The organism is Streptomyces sp. NPDC048516 (genome assembly GCF_043199875.1).
Classification (GTDB): domain Bacteria; phylum Actinomycetota; class Actinomycetes; order Streptomycetales; family Streptomycetaceae; genus Streptomyces.
This window is the reverse complement of sequence record NZ_JBICWS010000004.1, coordinates 369192-386751: the sequence shown is the minus strand read 5'-3', so window position 1 is coordinate 386751 and position 17560 is coordinate 369192. Positions and strand designations below refer to the sequence as shown.

General features: G+C 68.5%; 14 protein-coding genes, 1 tRNA gene and 1 pseudogene. 10 read left to right on the top strand and 6 right to left on the bottom strand.

The window, feature by feature from the left end:
* Positions 1 to 235 precede the first annotated feature (235 nt).
* From rsmG to rpmH, 6 genes and pseudogenes are all read right to left on the bottom strand, one after another.
* On the bottom strand, positions 236 to 961 hold the full coding sequence (gene rsmG, locus ACGFR7_RS11320) for a 16S rRNA (guanine(527)-N(7))-methyltransferase RsmG (RefSeq protein WP_393316290.1): 726 nt from the start codon (positions 959 to 961) through the stop codon (positions 236 to 238).
* 136 nt (positions 962 to 1097) lie between these two features.
* Positions 1098 to 1604, bottom strand: a complete 507-nt coding sequence (locus ACGFR7_RS11315) for a R3H domain-containing nucleic acid-binding protein (RefSeq protein WP_088798841.1) — start codon at positions 1602 to 1604, stop codon at positions 1098 to 1100.
* Positions 1605 to 1618: 14 nt separating this feature from the next.
* Positions 1619 to 2761 (bottom strand): membrane protein insertase YidC, encoded by a 1143-nt coding sequence (yidC, locus tag ACGFR7_RS11310; protein WP_393316287.1) that lies wholly within the window; start codon positions 2759 to 2761, stop codon positions 1619 to 1621.
* 3 nt (positions 2762 to 2764) lie between these two features.
* Positions 2765 to 3082 (bottom strand): membrane protein insertion efficiency factor YidD, encoded by a 318-nt coding sequence (gene yidD, locus ACGFR7_RS11305; RefSeq protein ID WP_006604423.1) that lies wholly within the window; start codon positions 3080 to 3082, stop codon positions 2765 to 2767.
* Between the two features lie 83 nt (positions 3083 to 3165).
* Positions 3166 to 3534: pseudogene (gene rnpA / locus ACGFR7_RS11300) on the bottom strand (ribonuclease P protein component); the annotation flags it as partial.
* 24 nt (positions 3535 to 3558) lie between these two features.
* A complete protein-coding gene (gene rpmH, locus ACGFR7_RS11295; protein WP_003949374.1) occupies positions 3559 to 3696 on the bottom strand; it encodes a 50S ribosomal protein L34 in 138 nt (45 codons plus the stop codon).
* 379 nt (positions 3697 to 4075) lie between these two features.
* Between rpmH and dnaA the strand changes: the two genes are divergently transcribed.
* The 10 genes from dnaA to ACGFR7_RS11245 all read left to right on the top strand — a co-directional run bounded on the left by dnaA (position 4076) and on the right by ACGFR7_RS11245 (position 17285).
* Positions 4076 to 6019, top strand: coding sequence for a chromosomal replication initiator protein DnaA (dnaA, locus tag ACGFR7_RS11290; RefSeq protein WP_393316283.1), 1944 nt, complete (start codon positions 4076 to 4078; stop codon positions 6017 to 6019).
* A 1132-nt stretch (positions 6020 to 7151) separates the two neighbouring features.
* Entirely contained in the window at positions 7152 to 8282 is a 1131-nt protein-coding gene (dnaN, locus tag ACGFR7_RS11285) for a DNA polymerase III subunit beta (RefSeq protein WP_328385706.1), read from the top strand.
* 182 nt (positions 8283 to 8464) lie between these two features.
* Entirely contained in the window at positions 8465 to 9343 is an 879-nt protein-coding gene (gene gnd, locus ACGFR7_RS11280) for a phosphogluconate dehydrogenase (NAD(+)-dependent, decarboxylating) (RefSeq protein ID WP_393316279.1), read from the top strand.
* Positions 9344 to 9404: 61 nt separating this feature from the next.
* Positions 9405 to 10541 (top strand): DNA replication/repair protein RecF, encoded by a 1137-nt coding sequence (gene recF, locus ACGFR7_RS11275; protein ID WP_393316276.1) that lies wholly within the window; start codon positions 9405 to 9407, stop codon positions 10539 to 10541.
* Positions 10538 to 11074, top strand: a complete 537-nt coding sequence (locus ACGFR7_RS11270) for a DUF721 domain-containing protein (RefSeq protein WP_393316273.1) — start codon at positions 10538 to 10540, stop codon at positions 11072 to 11074. Before recF ends, ACGFR7_RS11270 begins: the two co-directional genes overlap by 4 nt.
* A gap of 298 nt (positions 11075 to 11372) precedes the next feature.
* On the top strand, positions 11373 to 13427 hold the full coding sequence (gene gyrB, locus ACGFR7_RS11265; protein ID WP_393316270.1) for a DNA topoisomerase (ATP-hydrolyzing) subunit B: 2055 nt from the start codon (positions 11373 to 11375) through the stop codon (positions 13425 to 13427).
* Between the two features lie 50 nt (positions 13428 to 13477).
* Positions 13478 to 16102: a DNA gyrase subunit A gene (gene gyrA, locus ACGFR7_RS11260; protein WP_393316268.1), complete on the top strand. Its 2625-nt coding sequence runs from the start codon at positions 13478 to 13480 to the stop codon at positions 16100 to 16102.
* A gap of 15 nt (positions 16103 to 16117) precedes the next feature.
* Positions 16118 to 16798, top strand: a complete 681-nt coding sequence (locus ACGFR7_RS11255) for a DUF3566 domain-containing protein (protein ID WP_393316266.1) — start codon at positions 16118 to 16120, stop codon at positions 16796 to 16798.
* An 88-nt stretch (positions 16799 to 16886) separates the two neighbouring features.
* Positions 16887 to 16960, top strand: a tRNA-Ile gene (locus ACGFR7_RS11250).
* A 190-nt stretch (positions 16961 to 17150) separates the two neighbouring features.
* Positions 17151 to 17285, top strand: coding sequence for a DLW-39 family protein (locus ACGFR7_RS11245; protein ID WP_003958712.1), 135 nt, complete (start codon positions 17151 to 17153; stop codon positions 17283 to 17285).
* Positions 17286 to 17560 lie beyond the last annotated feature (275 nt).

The following is a 17560-nucleotide window of genomic DNA, read 5'->3' as shown; positions in this document are numbered from 1 at the left end:
CCCTTGTGGGTCTACGGTCGCGCGGCACGGCGGCCGCACGACCACGGTCGATGATCCCTTGTAGTAGAGAACGACGTTTCACGTGAAACACGATGCCAGCGTCACGCCTGAATCGGCCGCGACACTCCGTCTTGTGTCGTTTTGATGGCATTGGGCACTTTTGCCGTTTTCTCTTCTCGCGGAACGGCACCCCCTTGGCACCCCTGCCGAGCTGTAGCGCTCCAGCGCCAGGGCGTCAGCGCCGGCGGCCCCTCGAGGCACGGCCCACCCGAGCCGCCTTGGCCCGCTTGGCCGCAAAGCGCACACCGCCGGGGCTCTCGCCCACCTCGACCCGCACGACGGTCGACGGCGGATCCACGATGCCCTCGCCCACGTGCACCACCGAGGTCTCCACGACGCCCAGCTTGCTCAGCGCCGCCCGGGCCCCCTTGAGCTCCTCCTCCGCGGCATCGCCCTTGAGCGCCAGCATTGCGCCGTAGGGACGCAGCAGCGGAACACCCCAGCCGGCCAGCCGGTCGAGCGGGGCGACGGCACGCGCCGTCACCACATGCACCTGGGGCAGCTTCCCCATCACCTCTTCGGCCCGCCCGCGCACGACCGTGACGTGGTCCAGCCCCAGCAGCTCGACGACTTCCTGAAGGAAGTTCGTACGCCGCAGCAGTGGCTCCAGCAGCGTGATCTTCAGGTCCGGGCGCACCAGAGCCAGCGGGATTCCGGGCAGCCCGGCGCCCGAGCCCACATCGCACACCGAGACGCCCTCGGGCACGACCTCGGAGAGCACCGCGCAGTTCAACAGATGCCGCTCCCACAGCCGCGGCACCTCACGCGGGCCGATGAGCCCACGCTTCACCCCGGCGTCGGCGAGCAGTTCGCCGTACCGCACGGCCTCCGCAAAGCGCTCGCCGAAAACCTCCTCCGCCGCCTTCGGCGCAGGAGGGAGCTCCGCTGCTGCCTCCGTCACGGGAACCGCCCTTCCTTTGGACTGCTTTTCCTGCCGGGAACCCGGGGTACGCCCCCCGGGATAACACAGAACGCTGACAACTTTTGGCCCCGCCTGCGAGCAGACGGGGCCAAAGAAAAACGGGAGCGCTGAGCGGTCAGGCCGGGAGAACAACCACTCGGCGCTGCGGCTCCTCGCCCTCGGACTCGCTCCGGAGCCCGGCCGCCGCCACCGCGTCGTGGACGACCTTGCGCTCGAACGGCGTCATGGGGTCGAGCTTCACCGGCTCGCCGGTGCCCTTGACCTCTTCCGCGGCCTTCGCACCGATCTCCGCGAGCTCCTCGCGCTTACGCGCACGGAAGCCGGCGATGTCCAGCATCAGACGGCTGCGGTCACCGGTTTCACGGTGCACGGCCAGCCGGGTCAGCTCCTGCAGGGCCTCCAGCACCTCACCGTCGCGGCCCACCAGCTTCTGCAGGTCGCGGCTGGTCGAGTCACTGATGATCGACACAGCGGCACGGTCGGCCTCGACATCCATGTCGATGTCACCGTCGAGGTCGGCGATGTCCAGCAGACCCTCGAGGTAGTCGGCCGCGATCTCGCCTTCCTGCTCCAGGCGGGTCAGGGTGTCGGTGCCCTTGGTGGCAGGGGTCGTGTCCGTCACGAAAGGACTCCTTCTTACTTCTTGGACGGGTGCTTGGGGCGCTGCTGGCCCTTGCGCTGACCGGACTTGGTGGTGCGGGACCCGGAGGCACCGCCCTTTTCCTTGCCCTCCTGCGCGTCCTTCTTCTCCAGCGACTGCTTCTTCGCAGCACCCTGTCCGGCGCCCGTGTCACCCGCAGCGGATCCGGCACGCGTACGGTTCTGCGCACCGCCGGCCGGGGCCGCGCCGCCGGTCTGCCGCTGGGACTTCGTCTGGCGCTTGGGCTGCTGGCGGTTCTGGCGCGCCTCCTCGGCGGCCTGCTTCGCCTCGACAACGGCCGGGTCCTCGACGACCTTGCCGGCGGCACGCAGCCGCTCCTGGCGCTCCGCGAAGGCCTTGCTGCCCGGGGTCGGGTTACGACGGATGACGAACATCTGCTGGCCCATGGTCCACACGTTGGTGGTCAGCCAGTAGACGAGAACACCGACGGGGAAGTTGATACCGAAGACGGCGAACATGATGGGGAAGACGTACATCAGCATCTTCTGCTGCTGCATGAAGGGCGTCTTCACCGTGAGGTCGACGTTCTTGGTCATCAGCTGGCGCTGCGTGTAGAACTGCGACGCCGACATCAGGACGATCATGATGATCGTGACCACGCGGACGTCGAGCACGGAAGCGCCGAGGCTCTGGATCTTCTCCGCGGTGTCCATGAACTTCGCCGCCAGCGGCGCACCAAAGATGTGCGCCTTCTGCGCGCTCTCCAGCAGCGGCTGGTCGATGACGCCGACCGTCTTGTTCTGCGCGATGTGGCTCAGGACCTGGTACAGCGAGATGAAGAACGGCGATTGGGCCAGAATCGGGAGACAGCTCGAGAGCGGGTTGGTGCCCGTCTCCTTGTAGAGCTTCATCATCTCTTCGGACTGGCGCTGCTTGTCGTTCTTGTAGCGCTCCTGGATCGCCTTCATCTTCGGCTGGAGCGCCTGCATGTTCCGCGTCGACTTGATCTGCTTCACGAAGAGCGGGATCAGGCAGATACGGATCAGCACCACCAGCGAGACGATGGACAGACCCCACGCCGCGCCACTGTCCTTGTCAAAGATGAGGCTGTAGAACGAGTGGAACTGGACGATGATCCAGGAAACAGCGATATAGAGGGGACCGAGGATCGTGTCCACGAATCAGGCTCCTTGGGCGTTGGGCTGAGTCTCGGGCTGGGCGACAGGCTCAGGGACGGTGGGCCCGCCCAGGCGGCTCCTCAGCCGCTGATGCCAAACCGGACGCTTCCGGGGAGGGACGTGGTCGACGCCACCGAGCGACCACGGATTGCATCGCAGGATGCGCCAGGCTGTCAGCGCAGTCCCTTTCACCGCACCGTGCCTGTCGATGGCCGTGTAGCCATAGTGCGAGCACGACGGGTAGTACTTGCAGACCGGTCCCAGCAAGGGGCTGATGGTCCACTGATAGATCTTGATCAAAAGCAGCAGCGGGTACTTCACTGTGCGCTCCCTCCCGGGTCCCGTCCGGGGTTCCGGGGGCCCGCGGCGGAGCCGCCGCCCACAGCCCCCGGGGGATGGCAGCCTCTCGGCACCCCTCCCAGCAGCCGCTCAAGAGCGGCATCCAGGTCGCGGGCCAGCTGGTCGTGTTCCGCGTCACCCGCGCAGGGCAGGGCCCGTACGACAACCAGGCTACCGGCGGGCAGCCGGTCCAGCCGGTCGCGCATCAGATGCCGAAGCCTGCGCTGGACCTTGTTGCGCACGACAGCATTGCCCACTGCTTTGCTCACGACGAAACCCGCACGTGCCGGGGGAACACTTTCCCCCGACCCGTGCGGGTCCGTTGCACCGCTGCGGAAATGAACGACAAGGAGCGGGCGCCCGGCCCTGCGTCCCCGGCGTACCGCGGTCGCAAAGTCCTCGCGCCGCCTCAGCCGATTCTCGGTAGGCAGCACGTCATGGACCTGGCTTCAGGCTGCTCAGGCCGACAGGCGGGCGCGACCCTTGCCACGGCGGGACGCGAGAATCGCGCGGCCGGCGCGGGTCCGCATGCGCAGACGGAAGCCGTGGGTCTTCGCGCGGCGGCGGTTGTTCGGCTGGAAGGTGCGCTTGCTCACTCGGGGGCTCCAGGAATGCTTGTTGTCTCAAGGAGAGACAGATGTGGGGCGTCGACTGGCTGTCACCGTGCGCCCACGAGTAGCTCGCAACGCCTAAGTGCACCGCTACACGATCACTCGAGCGTGATCTTTGCCCATCGGAGGCAGGCGGCAGCAGCCATCGACAACTCGACCTGGTCACGGTACGCGCGGCTACGCCATCCGGTCAAACCGGCTCCTCGGCGGCACCGACAGGCCTCTTGTCAGGACACACTATGCACAGCCTGTGGACAACAACTTGAATCCCCAGGCCCGCCCTGACTACCGTGGCTGAACTCCGATTCCTTCCCGCCCGTCCTGAGAATCACACATTCGTGGGACTGCTGAGAGAGCGTGCCCCGTGGCTGATGTACCTGCCGATCTCGCCGCAGTGTGGCCGCGCGTGCTCGACCATCTCCTTCGCGCGGAGGCTGACGGGCTCAAGCCCAAGGACCAGGACTGGCTCAAGCGCACCCAGCCGCTGGCGCTGGTCGCCGATACCGCGCTGCTCGCCGTCCCCAATGAGTTCGCCAAGGGTGTGCTGGAAGGCCGTCTTGCGCCGCTGATCGGGGAGGCTCTGAGCCATGAGTGCGGCCGCCCGATCCGGATCGCGATCACCGTTGACGACTCCTCCGAGGAGCCCCCGTCGCCGCCCGCGCCCCACCAGTCCTCCCAGCACCAGTCGCCTCAGCAGCACACCCCGCACCCTCAGCAGTCGCACCAGGCACAGCAGCAACACGATGCCTACGACGGATACGAAGCGCGGCACGACAACCGTCACGAGAGCCGTCACGACAACCGGCATGACAGCCGGCAGGGCTACGGGCACCAGGGCGAGGACCTGCCCGGCGTGCGCCCCGCCTATCCGGACTACCAGCAGCCCCGGCACGAGCCCGGCGGCTGGCCGCAGCACTCCTCCGGTATGGCCGGCAGCCCCGGCCCGCGCGACGACTACGGCTGGCAGCAGCAACACCTCAGCGGCTACCCCGAGCGCGACCCCTATGCCTCCCCCTCGTCCCATCTGTCGCAGCATCAGCAGCGGCAGAGCGACTACCGCGGGCAGGCGCCCGACCGCAGCGGGCCGCCACAGCACTCCGACGGCCGCTCCCCTTACGACCAGCCGCGCCGCGACCTCTCCGAGCACCAGCCCGGCGGGCACAACGGCCGCTCGGGCGTTCCCGGCTCCGGCCCCGGCGCCGTGCTCCCCGCGCCCAGCGGTGCGCCCAGCCCGCTCGCCGCGCAGCCCGCACCGGCGACCGGCCCCGGTGAGCCGACCGCGCGGCTGAACCCGAAGTACCTCTTCGACACCTTCGTCATCGGTGCCTCCAACCGCTTCGCGCACGCCGCCGCGGTCGCCGTCGCCGAGGCGCCGGCCAAGGCCTACAACCCGCTGTTCATCTACGGGGAGTCCGGTCTCGGCAAGACCCACCTGCTGCATGCGATCGGGCACTACGCGCGCAGCCTGTACCCCGGCACCCGGGTGCGGTACGTGAGCTCGGAGGAGTTCACCAACGAGTTCATCAACTCCATCCGCGACGGCAAGGCGGACGCGTTCCGCAAGCGCTACCGGGACATGGACATCCTGCTGGTCGACGACATCCAGTTCCTGGCGAGCAAGGAGTCGACGCAGGAGGAGTTCTTCCACACCTTCAACACGCTGCACAATGCGAACAAGCAGATCGTGCTCTCCAGTGACCGGCCGCCCAAGCAGCTGGTCACCCTGGAGGACCGGCTGCGCAACCGCTTCGAGTGGGGCCTGATCACCGACGTCCAGCCGCCCGAGCTGGAGACCCGGATCGCGATCCTGCGCAAGAAGGCGGTCCAGGAGCAGCTGAATGCGCCGCCGGAGGTGCTGGAGTTCATCGCGTCCCGGATCTCACGCAACATCCGTGAGCTGGAGGGCGCGCTGATCCGGGTCACGGCGTTCGCCTCGCTCAACCGGCAGCCGGTGGACCTGGGGCTGACCGAGATCGTGCTGAAGGACCTGATCCCCGGTGGCGAGGATGCCGCGCCGGAGATCACCGCGACCGCGATCATGGCCTCGACCGCCGACTACTTCGGGCTGACCATCGACGACCTGTGCGGCTCGTCGCGCAGCCGGGTGCTGGTGACCGCCCGCCAGATCGCCATGTACCTGTGCCGCGAGCTGACCGATCTCTCGCTGCCGAAGATCGGCGCGCAGTTCGGCGGCCGGGACCACACGACCGTGATGCACGCCGACCGCAAGATCCGCGCGCTGATGGCCGAGCGGCGCTCGATCTACAACCAGGTCACCGAGCTGACCAACCGCATCAAGAACGGCTGAGGTCGGCCACCGCTGCTTTATCGGCCACCGCAGGACGTCCAAGGGCGCTCCGGATCCGTTCCGGCAGCGCCCTTCGCCGTACGGGGGCCGGCCGTTCGGTGAAGCCCGCGCCCGGAGGCCGGGCTCCCGTGCCTCCCAGAGGCCGAGCGCCCGCGTCTCCCCGCGGGCCGAGCCCGTGCCCCCCGCAGGCGAAGCGCCCGCGTCTCCCTCCACCCGACCGTTTCCCGCGTGCCCTGTGCGCGCCTTCGAGCGAGGCTTCCGAGTGCTCCTGAACGCGTCACGCGCCGCTCCCGAGGCCGTCCGAAGACGCTCCCGGACCCCTGTGGCCCCCACTTCCGATCCGCCCCGGCGCCGTCCCGAACCTGTGGAGCGCGCCTGCGGTGTTCGATTCCGCGGCCGGTCACGGCTTCCCTCCACAGATTGGGCAAGAATCTTCCGTCCACATTCTGGGGAGGGGAAAGTTATCCCTGTGGGATCCACAGGCCGGTGTTCTGACGGGGCATCGGAGGAGGTCAGCCGCGTGTGGATTTGTGGCCAACCTTCCTCCACAGGTTGTGGACAGCGGATTCGTCCACAGGAGACACCGCGTCTTGTCCACCGCCCGCCCACAGGCAAGCCGCTGTTGTCCCCAACGATCACCAGCTTCTCCACACCGCTGTCCACTGTTCGGCAACACAACACCCGCCCTCACCGGGCCGAGTGAAAGCGGTCACACCAAGGTGATGGATTGGGCTGTGGGGAACGGGGGTAAAGCTGGGGATGACGCTGGGGAGAAGTACCCGTCCCCTGTGCACCGGGTGTGCAGAACTTCCGGCGGTCCACAGAACCACCGGCTTTTCCACGACCGCCACCCACAGGGGCAGTGGACAAAAAATCCGCGTTGACCTGCGCAAAAGCAGTTGTCCACGGTTTCCACAGCCCCTACTACTACGACCACGGATATCTACCGGGGAACTCGTTCGGAAACGGGGCCTGTGCACAAGTTGGCCGCCGGGCGTCCGCCACCGGTCGAGCCGACTTGACCCCGAGCCGCACCGACTGTCGGTGGCGTGCGTCAGACTGGTCTCCGGCAACCCAGCCGACGACGAAGGCCAGCAGGGCGAGAGCCAGCAACAGCAGGAGGCGGTTTCCGGTGAAGATCCGGGTGGAGCGCGATGTACTCGCGGAGGCAGTGGCCTGGGCGGCCAAGAGCCTCCCGGCCCGTCCGCCGGTGCCCGTCCTCGCGGGCCTGCTGCTGAAGGCGGAGGAGGGCGCACTGAGCCTCTCCGGCTTCGACTACGAGGTCTCCGCCCGGGTCTCGGTGGAAGCAGAGGTGGAAGAGGAGGGCACGGTCCTCGTCTCCGGCCGGCTGCTCGCCGACATCTGCCGTGCGCTCCCCAACCGCCCGGTGGAGATTTCCACCGACGGTGTACGGGTGACCGTCGTCTGTGGCTCCTCGCGCTTCACCCTCCACACCCTTCCCGTGGAGGAGTACCCGTCCCTGCCGACGATGCCCACCGCCACCGGCACCGTCCCCGGTGAGGTCTTCGCCGCGGCCGCCGCCCAGGTCGCCATCGCCGCCGGCCGTGACGACACCCTTCCGGTGCTCACCGGCGTACGGATCGAGATCGAGGGCGACACCGTCACCCTGGCCTCCACCGACCGCTACCGCTTCGCGGTGCGTGAGTTCCTGTGGAAGCCGGAGAGCCCGGACGCCTCCGCGGTCGCGCTGGTACCCGCCAAGACGCTGCTGGACACCGCCAAGTCCCTGAGCAGCGGCGACACCGTCACCCTCGCGCTGTCCGGCTCCGGCCAGGGCGAGGGTCTGATCGGTTTCGAGGGCGCCGGGCGGCGGACGACGACGCGTCTGCTGGAAGGCGACCTGCCGAAGTACCGCACCCTCTTCCCGACCGAGTTCAATTCGGTCGCCGTGATCGAGACCGCCCCGTTCGTCGAGGCCGTCAAGCGTGTGGCGCTGGTGGCCGAGCGGAACACCCCGGTCCGGCTGAGCTTCGAGCAGGGCGTGCTGATCCTGGAGGCCGGCTCCAGCGACGATGCACAGGCTGTGGAGCGGGTGGACGCCGACCTGGACGGTGACGACATCTCGATCGCCTTCAACCCGGGCTTCCTCCTGGAGGGCCTGTCGGCCATCGACTCCCCGGTGGCGCAGCTGTCCTTCACGACCTCGACCAAGCCCGCGCTGCTGAGCGGCCGGCCGGCCAAGGACGCCGAGGCGGACGACGCGTACAAGTACCTGATCATGCCGGTGCGGCTCTCGGGCTGACGGTCCCGCTGCCGGGGCGGCGCCGACCGGCGGACCCCGGACGGCGCCCTGGCCGCACACCTTGCGGCGACCGGCTGAAGGGCCCCTGATGAGCGGCTGAGCCCACAGGTGTGCGCGGACCTGCGGGCGTAGGCTCGGACCCGGGTACGAACAGCAACGACTACGTGCAAAGAGGGTCTCTGATGGAGCTCGGTCTCGTCGGTCTCGGCAAGATGGGCGGCAATATGCGCGAGCGCATTCGCCGCGCCGGCCACACCGTCATCGGATACGACCGCAACCCCGACGTGGCGGATGTCAACAGCCTTCAGGGGCTTGTGGACAAGCTCAAGGGTCCGCGGGTGGTCTGGGTCATGGTGCCGGCCGGTGCCGCCACCCAGTCCACGATCGACGAGCTGGCCGAGCTGCTGTCGCCGGGCGACATCGTCGTGGACGGCGGCAACTCCCGCTGGACCGACGACGAGAAGCACGCCGAGGAGCTGAAGGCCAAGGGCATCGGCTTCGTCGACTGCGGTGTCTCCGGCGGCGTCTGGGGCCTGGAGAACGGCTATGCGCTGATGTACGGCGGCGACAAGGACGATGTCGCCAAGGTGCAGCCGGTCTTCGACGCCCTCAAGCCCGAGGGTGAGTTCGGCGCGGTGCACGCCGGCAAGGTCGGCGCCGGCCACTTCGCGAAGATGGTCCACAACGGCATCGAGTACGCCATGATGCAGGCCTTCGCCGAGGGCTGGGAGCTCCTGGAGAAGGTCGACTCCGTCACGGACGTGCGCGAGATCTTCCGCTCGTGGCAGGAGGGGACGGTCATCCGCTCCTGGCTGCTCGACCTGGCCGTCAACGCCCTCGACGACGACGAGCACCTGGAGAAGCTGCGCGGCTTCGCCGCCGACTCCGGTGAGGGCCGCTGGACGGTCGAGGCCGCGATCGACAATTCCGTGCCGCTGCCCGCGATCACGGCCTCGCTCTTCGCGCGCTTCGCCTCCCGTCAGGACGACTCCCCGCAGATGAAGATGATCGCCGCGCTGCGCAACCAGTTCGGTGGCCACGCGGTCGAGAACAAGAAGTAGCAAGAAGCAGTAACCACCGCAGTAACCGGTAGCAACCGCCGGGGGAGGTCGGCGCCCAGCCATGCACATCACGCATCTGTCCCTCGCCGACTTCCGCTCGTACGCCCGGGTCGAGGTTCCGCTCGACCCGGGCGTCACGGCTTTCGTGGGCCCCAACGGCCAGGGCAAGACCAATCTGGTCGAGGCGGTCGGCTATCTGGCCACGCTCGGCAGCCACCGGGTCTCCTCGGACGCCCCGCTGGTGCGGATGGGCGCCGAGCGGGCGGTCATCCGGGCCGCGGTCGTCCAGGGAGAGCGGCAGCAGCTGGTCGAGCTGGAGCTCAACCCGGGCAAGGCCAACCGCGCCAGGATCAACAGGTCGTCGCAGGTCAAGCCGCGGGACGTGCTGGGGATCGTCCGGACGGTGCTGTTCGCGCCGGAGGACCTGGCGCTGGTCAAGGGCGATCCGGGCGAGCGGCGGCGGTTCCTGGACGAGCTGATCACCGCGCGATCGCCGCGGATGGCCGGGGTGCGCTCGGACTACGACCGTGTCCTCAAGCAGCGCAACACCCTGTTGAAAACCGCGGCGCTGGCGCGCAGGCACGGCGGGCGGCAGATGGATCTGTCGACGCTGGACGTGTGGGACCAGCATCTGGCCCGCGCGGGCGCCGAGCTGCTGGCGCAGCGGCTCGACCTGATCGCCGCGCTGCAGCCGCTCGCGGACAAGGCCTATGAGCAGCTGGCGCCGGGCGGCGGGCCGCTGGCCCTGGAGTACCGCGGTTCGGCGGGCGAGGCGATGGCCGACGCCGCGACCCGCGAGGAGCTGTACGGCGTGCTGCTGGCGGCGCTCGGCGAGGCCCGTAAGGGTGAGATCGAGCGCGGGGTGACGCTGGTCGGCCCGCACCGCGACGATCTCGTGCTCAAGCTGGGGCAGCTCCCGGCGAAGGGGTACGCCAGTCATGGCGAGTCCTGGTCGTATGCGCTGGCGCTGCGGCTGGCCTCGTACGACCTGCTGCGGGCCGAGGGCAATGAGCCGGTGCTCGTGCTCGACGACGTCTTCGCCGAGCTGGACGCGCGGCGCCGTGAGCGGCTGGCGGAGCTGGTGGCCCCGGGCGAACAGGTGCTGGTGACGGCCGCGGTGGACGACGACGTTCCGGGCGCCCTGGCCGGGGCGCGCTATGCGGTGTCCGGCGGCGCCGCGGAGAAGGTGACCCCGTGAGCGAGGAGCAGCCCGGCCCGCCCAAGCCTTCCCCTGAGCTCTCCGGGGTGGATCTGGCCCGGCAGGCGCTGGTCGCGGCCAAGGAGCAGGCGCGTGCGCGGGGCGCGGCCGCGCAGCAGAAGAAGCAGGCCAGGCGCGGGGGGCTGCGCTCCGGCGCGCGGGCGGACGGGCGCGACCCGCTGCCGCTCGGTGCGGCGATCAACCGGCTGATCACCGAACGCGGCTGGGAGACCCCTGCCGCGGTCGGCGGGGTGATGGGGCGCTGGCCGCAGCTGGTCGGGCCCGAGGTGGCGCAGCACTGCGAGCCGCAGAAGTACGACGAGGAGGCCCGGGTCCTGACCGTCCAGTGCGATTCGACGGCCTGGGCGACGCAGCTGCGGCTGCTGGCCCCGACGCTGGTGGCCCGCCTCAACGAGGACCTGGGCCACGGCACCGTAAAGGTCATCAAGGTGCTGGGTCCCGGGGGCCCCGCACGCCGGTACGGATCGCTGCGGGCACCGGGAAGCAAGGGCCCCGGCGACACCTACGGCTGAGCCGTGAGACCCCCCTCTACGGGTGAGGCGGATGAGACTCCGCTCACGGTAGCGGCCGGTTGACAGTCCGAAGCGCTGAGTGCCCGTGTGAGCGTCCTGGGGCCCCTTCTCGAATATGGGGAGTCGGCGGACGCCAGTTCAGGGCGGCACATGACGACTCAGGTACCTGCAAACCCCCATGAGTGTCAGCGCTACCGGTAGACTGATGGCAATCCCGCCCACTTGCGGAACATGTCGAACGACGCAGCCGCTCCCGCCTGTCTTCCCAGGGGTGATTCCCACAGGCGCGGAAGGGCTCGTGCTGTGCCAGAAAGGGCGCTTCGTGGCCGACTCCGGCGACCTCAACGAGAACAACACGGCTTCTACTGAAGAGGGGGTTCCGGCCGGCGCCATGGGCGACTCCCCGGTGGAGAAGTCGTACGACGCCAGCGCGATCACCGTCCTCGAAGGCCTGGACGCGGTCCGTAAGCGTCCCGGCATGTACATCGGCTCGACGGGTGAGCGCGGTCTGCACCACCTCGTGCAAGAGGTCGTCGACAACTCCGTCGACGAGGCGCTGGCGGGGCACGCCGACACCATCCAGGTCACGATCCTGGCCGACGGTGGCGTGCGGGTCGAGGACAACGGCCGCGGTATCCCCGTCGGCATCGTGCCGTCGGAGAACAAGCCGGCCGTTGAGGTCGTCATGACGGTGCTGCACGCGGGCGGCAAGTTCGGCGGCGGCGGCTACGCGGTGTCCGGTGGTCTGCACGGCGTGGGTGTGTCCGTCGTGAACGCGCTGTCGCAGCGGGTGGCGGTCGAGGTCCGTACGGACGGCCACCGCTGGACGCAGGAGTACAAGCTCGGCGTGCCGACCGCGCCGCTGGCCAAGCACGAGCCGACCGACGACTCCGGTACGACGGTGACGTTCTGGGCCGACGGCGACATCTTCGAGACCACCACGTACAGCTTCGAAACGCTGTCGCGGCGCTTCCAGGAGATGGCGTTCCTCAACAAGGGTCTGACGATCGCGCTGACCGACGAGCGCCCGGACCACGTGGACGAGGAGGGCAAGCCGCTCTCGGTGCGGTACCACTACGAGGGCGGCATCGTCGACTTCGTGACGTACCTCAACTCGCGCAAGGGCGAGCTGGTGCACCCGACGGTGATCTCGGTGGACGCCGAGGACAAGGAGCGTCAGCTCTCGGTCGAGCTGGCAATGCAGTGGAACACCCAGTACAGCGAGGGTGTCTACAGCTTCGCGAACATCATCCACACCCATGAGGGCGGCACCCACGAAGAGGGCTTCCGCGCCGCGCTGACGGGTCTGATCAACCGTTACGCGCGCGACAAGAAGCTGCTGCGCGAGAAGGACGACAACCTCACCGGTGAGGACATCCGTGAGGGTCTGACGGCGATCATCTCGGTCAAGCTCGCCGAGCCGCAGTTCGAGGGGCAGACCAAGACCAAGCTGGGCAACACCGAGGTGAAGACCTTCGTCCAGAAGGTGGTCCACGAGCACCTCAACGACTGGTTGGACCGCAACCCCAACGAGGCCGCGGACATCATCCGCAAGGGCATCCAGGCCGCGACCGCGCGCGTGGCCGCCCGTAAGGCGCGCGATCTGACCCGCCGCAAGGGCCTGCTGGAGACGGCGTCGCTGCCGGGCAAGCTGAGCGACTGCCAGTCCAGCGACCCCGAGAAGTGCGAGATCTTCATCGTCGAGGGTGACTCCGCCGGCGGCTCGGCCAAGTCCGGCCGTAACCCGGAGTACCAGGCGATCCTGCCGATCCGAGGCAAGATCCTCAACGTCGAGAAGGCCAGGGTCGACAAGATCCTGCAGAACAACGAGGTCCAGGCGCTGATCTCGGCGTTCGGCACGGGGGTGCACGAGGACTTCGACATCGACAAGCTCCGCTATCACAAGATCATCCTGATGGCGGACGCCGACGTCGACGGTCAGCACATCAACACCCTGCTGCTCACCTTCCTCTTCCGCTTCATGCGGCCGCTGGTCGAGGCCGGGCACGTCTACCTCTCCCGCCCGCCGCTGTACAAGATCAAGTGGGGCCGGGACGACTTCGAGTACGCCTACTCCGACGCGGAGCGGGACGCGCTGATCGAGCTCGGCAAGCAGAACGGCAAGCGGATCCGTGAGGACTCGATCCAGCGGTTCAAGGGTCTCGGTGAGATGAACGCCGAGGAACTGCGCATCACGACCATGGACACCGACCACCGGGTCCTCGGTCAGGTCTCGCTGGACGACGCGGCCCGTGCGGACGACCTGTTCTCCGTGCTGATGGGCGAGGACGTCGAGGCGCGCCGCTCGTTCATCCAGCGCAACGCCAAGGACGTCCGCTTCCTCGACATCTGAGCCCTGTCGGCCCGAACAACAGCCGCAGCTCGAAAGGATTTTGAACCACCATGGCCGACGAGAACCCCCCTGTGACCCCGGACGGCGTGACCGCCGAGGGCGCGCCCGCCGCCATCGAAGGCGTCGGGATGCGTGTCGAGCCCGTCGGGCTCGAGACGGAGATGCAGCGCTCCTACCTCGACTACGCGATGTCCGTCATCGTCTCGCGTGCGCTGCCCGATGTGCGGGACGGCCTCAAGCCGGTGCACCGCCGCGTGCTGTACGCGATGTACGACGGCGGCTACCGCCCCGAGAAGGGCTTCTACAAGTGCGCCCGCGTCGTGGGCGACGTCATGGGTACGTACCACCCGCACGGCGACTCCTCGATCTATGACGCCCTGGTGCGCCTGGCGCAGCCGTGGTCGATGCGGATGCCGCTGGTGGATTCCAACGGCAACTTCGGCTCCCCGGGCAACGACCCGGCCGCGGCCATGCGGTACACCGAGTGCAAGATGAAGCAGCTCTCCATGGAGATGCTGCGGGACATCGACGAGGAGACCGTCGATTTCCAGGACAACTACGACGGCCGTAACCAGGAGCCGACGGTCCTGCCGGCGCGCTTCCCGAACCTGCTGATCAACGGCTCGGCCGGTATCGCGGTCGGCATGGCGACGAACATCCCGCCGCACAACCTGCGCGAGGTCGCGGCCGGCGCCCAGTGGGCGCTGGAGCACCCCGAGGCCTCCAGCGAGGAGCTGCTGGACGCGCTGATCGAGCGCATCAAGGGCCCCGACTTCCCCACCGGCGCACTGGTCGTGGGCCGCAAGGGCATCGAGGAGGCCTACCGCACGGGCCGCGGTTCGATCACCATGCGCGCCGTGGTGGCGGTCGAGGAGATCCAGAACCGCCAGTGCCTGGTGGTCACCGAGCTGCCCTACCAGGTCAACCCGGACAACCTCGCGCAGAAGATCGCCGACCTCGTGAAGGACGGCAAGATCGGCGGCATCGCGGACGTCCGCGACGAGACCTCCTCGCGTACGGGCCAGCGCCTGGTCATCGTCCTCAAGCGGGACGCGGTCGCCAAGGTCGTCCTCAACAACCTCTACAAGCACACCGATCTGCAGACCAACTTCGGCGCGAACATGCTGGCGCTGGTCGACGGGGTGCCGCGCACGCTCTCGCTGGACGCGTTCATCCGCAACTGGGTGACGCACCAGATCGAGGTCATCGTCCGGCGGACGAAGTTCCGGCTGCGCAAGGCCGAGGAGCGGGCGCACATCCTGCGCGGTCTGCTCAAGGCGCTGGACGCGATCGACGAGGTCATCGCGCTGATCCGGCGCAGTGAGACGGTCGAGGTGGCGCGCGAGGGCCTGATGGGCCTGCTGACCATCGACGAGATCCAGGCGAACGCGATCCTGGAGATGCAGCTGCGCCGGCTGGCCGCCCTGGAGCGCCAGAAGATCACCGCCGAGCACGACGAGCTGCAGCGCAAGATCAACGAGTACAACGCGATCCTGGCCTCCCCGGAGCGGCAGCGCCAGATCATCAGCGAGGAACTGACCGCGATCGTCGACAAGTTCGGCGACGACCGGCGCTCCAAGCTGGTGCCCTTCGAGGGCGACATGTCCATCGAGGACCTGATCGCCGAGGAGGACATCGTCGTCACGATCACCCGTGGCGGCTATGTGAAGCGGACGAAGACCGACGACTACCGCTCGCAGAAGCGCGGCGGCAAGGGCGTGCGGGGCACGAAGCTCAAGGAAGACGACATCGTCGACCACTTCTTCGTCTCCACCACCCACCACTGGCTGCTGTTCTTCACGAACAAGGGCCGGGTCTACCGCGCCAAGGCCTACGAGCTCCCCGACGCCGGGCGGGACGCGCGCGGGCAGCATGTGGCCAATCTCCTCGCCTTCCAGCCGGACGAGCAGATCGCGCAGATCCTGGCGATCCGCGACTACGAGGCCATGCCGTATCTGGTGCTCGCCACCAAGGCCGGCCTGGTGAAGAAGACGCCGCTCAAGGACTACGACTCGCCGCGCTCCGGCGGTGTCATCGCGATCAACCTGCGCGAGCAGGAGGACGGCACGGACGACGAGCTGATCGGCGCCGAGCTGGTCTCGGAGCACGACGACCTGCTGCTGATCAGCAAGAAGGCCCAGTCGATCCGGTTCACCGCGACGGACGAGGCGCTGCGCCCGATGGGCCGGGCCACCTCCGGCGTGAAGGGCATGAGCTTCCGTGAGGACGACGAACTGCTCTCGATGAACGTGGTCCGCGCGGGTACGTTCGTCTTCACCGCCACGGACGGCGGCTACGCCAAGCGCACCGCGGTCGACGAGTACCGCGTCCAGGGCCGCGGCGGCCTGGGGATCAAGGCCGCCAAGATCGTGGAGGACCGGGGTTCGCTGGTCGGAGCCCTGGTCGTCGAGGAGAGCGACGAGATCTTGGCGGTGACGCTCGGCGGTGGCGTGATCCGTACGCGGGTCAGCGGAGTCCGGGAGACCGGCCGTGACACCATGGGCGTCCAACTGATCAACCTGGGCAAGCGTGATGCCGTCGTCGGCATCGCATGGAACGCCGAGGCCGGTCGTGAAGCCGAAGAGGTCGACGGGGGCGAGGCGCCCGACGAGGCCGACGCGGCCGAGGAGACCGTGCCCACGGCGGCCGAGGGCGAGCGGCCCGCGGCGGAGTAGCACGAGGAGTAGGTCGTGAGTGGAGCCACGGGCGCTGCGGCGGGTGGATCGGGAGCGAAGAAGGACTCCCCGTCCGGACCCGCGACCGTGACGGAGGACAGCGCCCGTGGCTCTGCCGTTTCTGACACCGGCCCCCGAGACGAGGGCTCACACCAGGGGGGACCCGTGACCGATACCCGTCAGCCGCAGCCGAAGCCTCAGGGGCGTGCCCCTGAGGGCGGCTCCCAGCGGCCGTACCAGCCGCCTCAGGCCTACCCCACCGGCGAGGGGCAGGACGGCGGGCAGGCGGTGCGCCGGCCGCGTACCGGCGCCGGCACGGTCCCGCGCACCCGCAAGGCCCGGCTGCGGGTGGCGCGCGCCGATCCGTGGTCGGTCATGAAGGTCAGCTTTCTGCTCTCCATCGCGCTGGGCATCTGCACGGTCGTGGCCGCCGCCGTGCTGTGGATGGTCATGAACGCGATGGGCGTCTTCTCCACGGTCGGCGGGACGATCAGCGAGGCCACCGGCTCCAGCGACGGCGGCGGCTTCGATCTGCAGTCGTTCCTGTCGCTGCCGCGGGTGCTGCTGTTCACGTCGGTCATCGCGGTGATCGACGTGGTGCTGGCGACCGCGCTGGCCACGCTCGGCGCGTTCATCTACAACCTGTCGGCGGGCTTCGTCGGCGGGGTGGAGCTCACCCTCGCCGAGGATGAGTGATCCCCTCACGGGAGGGCGTTCGGGAGGCTCCCGGAACCGATTTTGGGAACGCCTCTGAAGTGCGCTAATCTTTCGGTGCAGCGAACGCGCGGCTATAGCTCAGACGGTTAGAGCGCTTCCCTGATAAGGAAGAGGCCCCAGGTTCAAGTCCTGGTAGCCGCACCGCACCGATCGGCCCGGCCGGGGAACTCCCCGGCCGGGCCGATTCGTTGTACGGAGGCGGAAGTTGGCTCGCGGCAGTGGCCTCGGACGAGGTGTTGCCGACCGCGGGCTAGGTAACCGATCGGTATCGGCCGGTGTGTATCATCGGCCGACATAGGTCCCCTACGTCAACGAAAGACGAGGTCGCGCGGTGAAGAAGCTTCTCCTGGTCGCACTGGCCGCCATCGGCGGGCTCCTCGTGTACCGCCAGATCCAGGCGGATCGCGCCGAGCAGGATCTGTGGACGGAGGCGACCGACTCCGTGCCCGCAGGTTCGGGTGTCTGAGACCCCCCACAGCACAGCACCACACGTTCGTACGGACCCCGATTGCCCCTGGGCGGTCGGGGTTTCGTGCGTCCTGGGGCGGGTGAGGCGCGTGCGGCGCGTACAACAGGTGGGGCGGCCTGCGGTGGGGGTGGTGGCTGCCGAGCTGTGGTTGCCGAGCGGTGGCTGGATGTCGTTGCCGGGCCGCGACGGCACTCCTCTTGAGTTTGCTATAGCACACCATTAGCTTGCAGAAGCAAAGCGTGTGGGTGTGGTCGCAGGGTGCAAGGGCGCAA

Bases quoted from the DNA above. Each gene is read 5' to 3' on its own strand.
- gnd (WP_393316279.1), top strand. From the start codon at position 8,465: ATGGAGCTCGGTCTCGTCGGTCTCGGCAAGATGGGCGGCAATATGCGC.
- recF (WP_393316276.1), top strand. From the start codon at position 9,405: ATGCACATCACGCATCTGTCCCTCGCCGACTTCCGCTCGTACGCCCGG.
- gyrA (WP_393316268.1), top strand. From the start codon at position 13,478: ATGGCCGACGAGAACCCCCCTGTGACCCCGGACGGCGTGACCGCCGAG.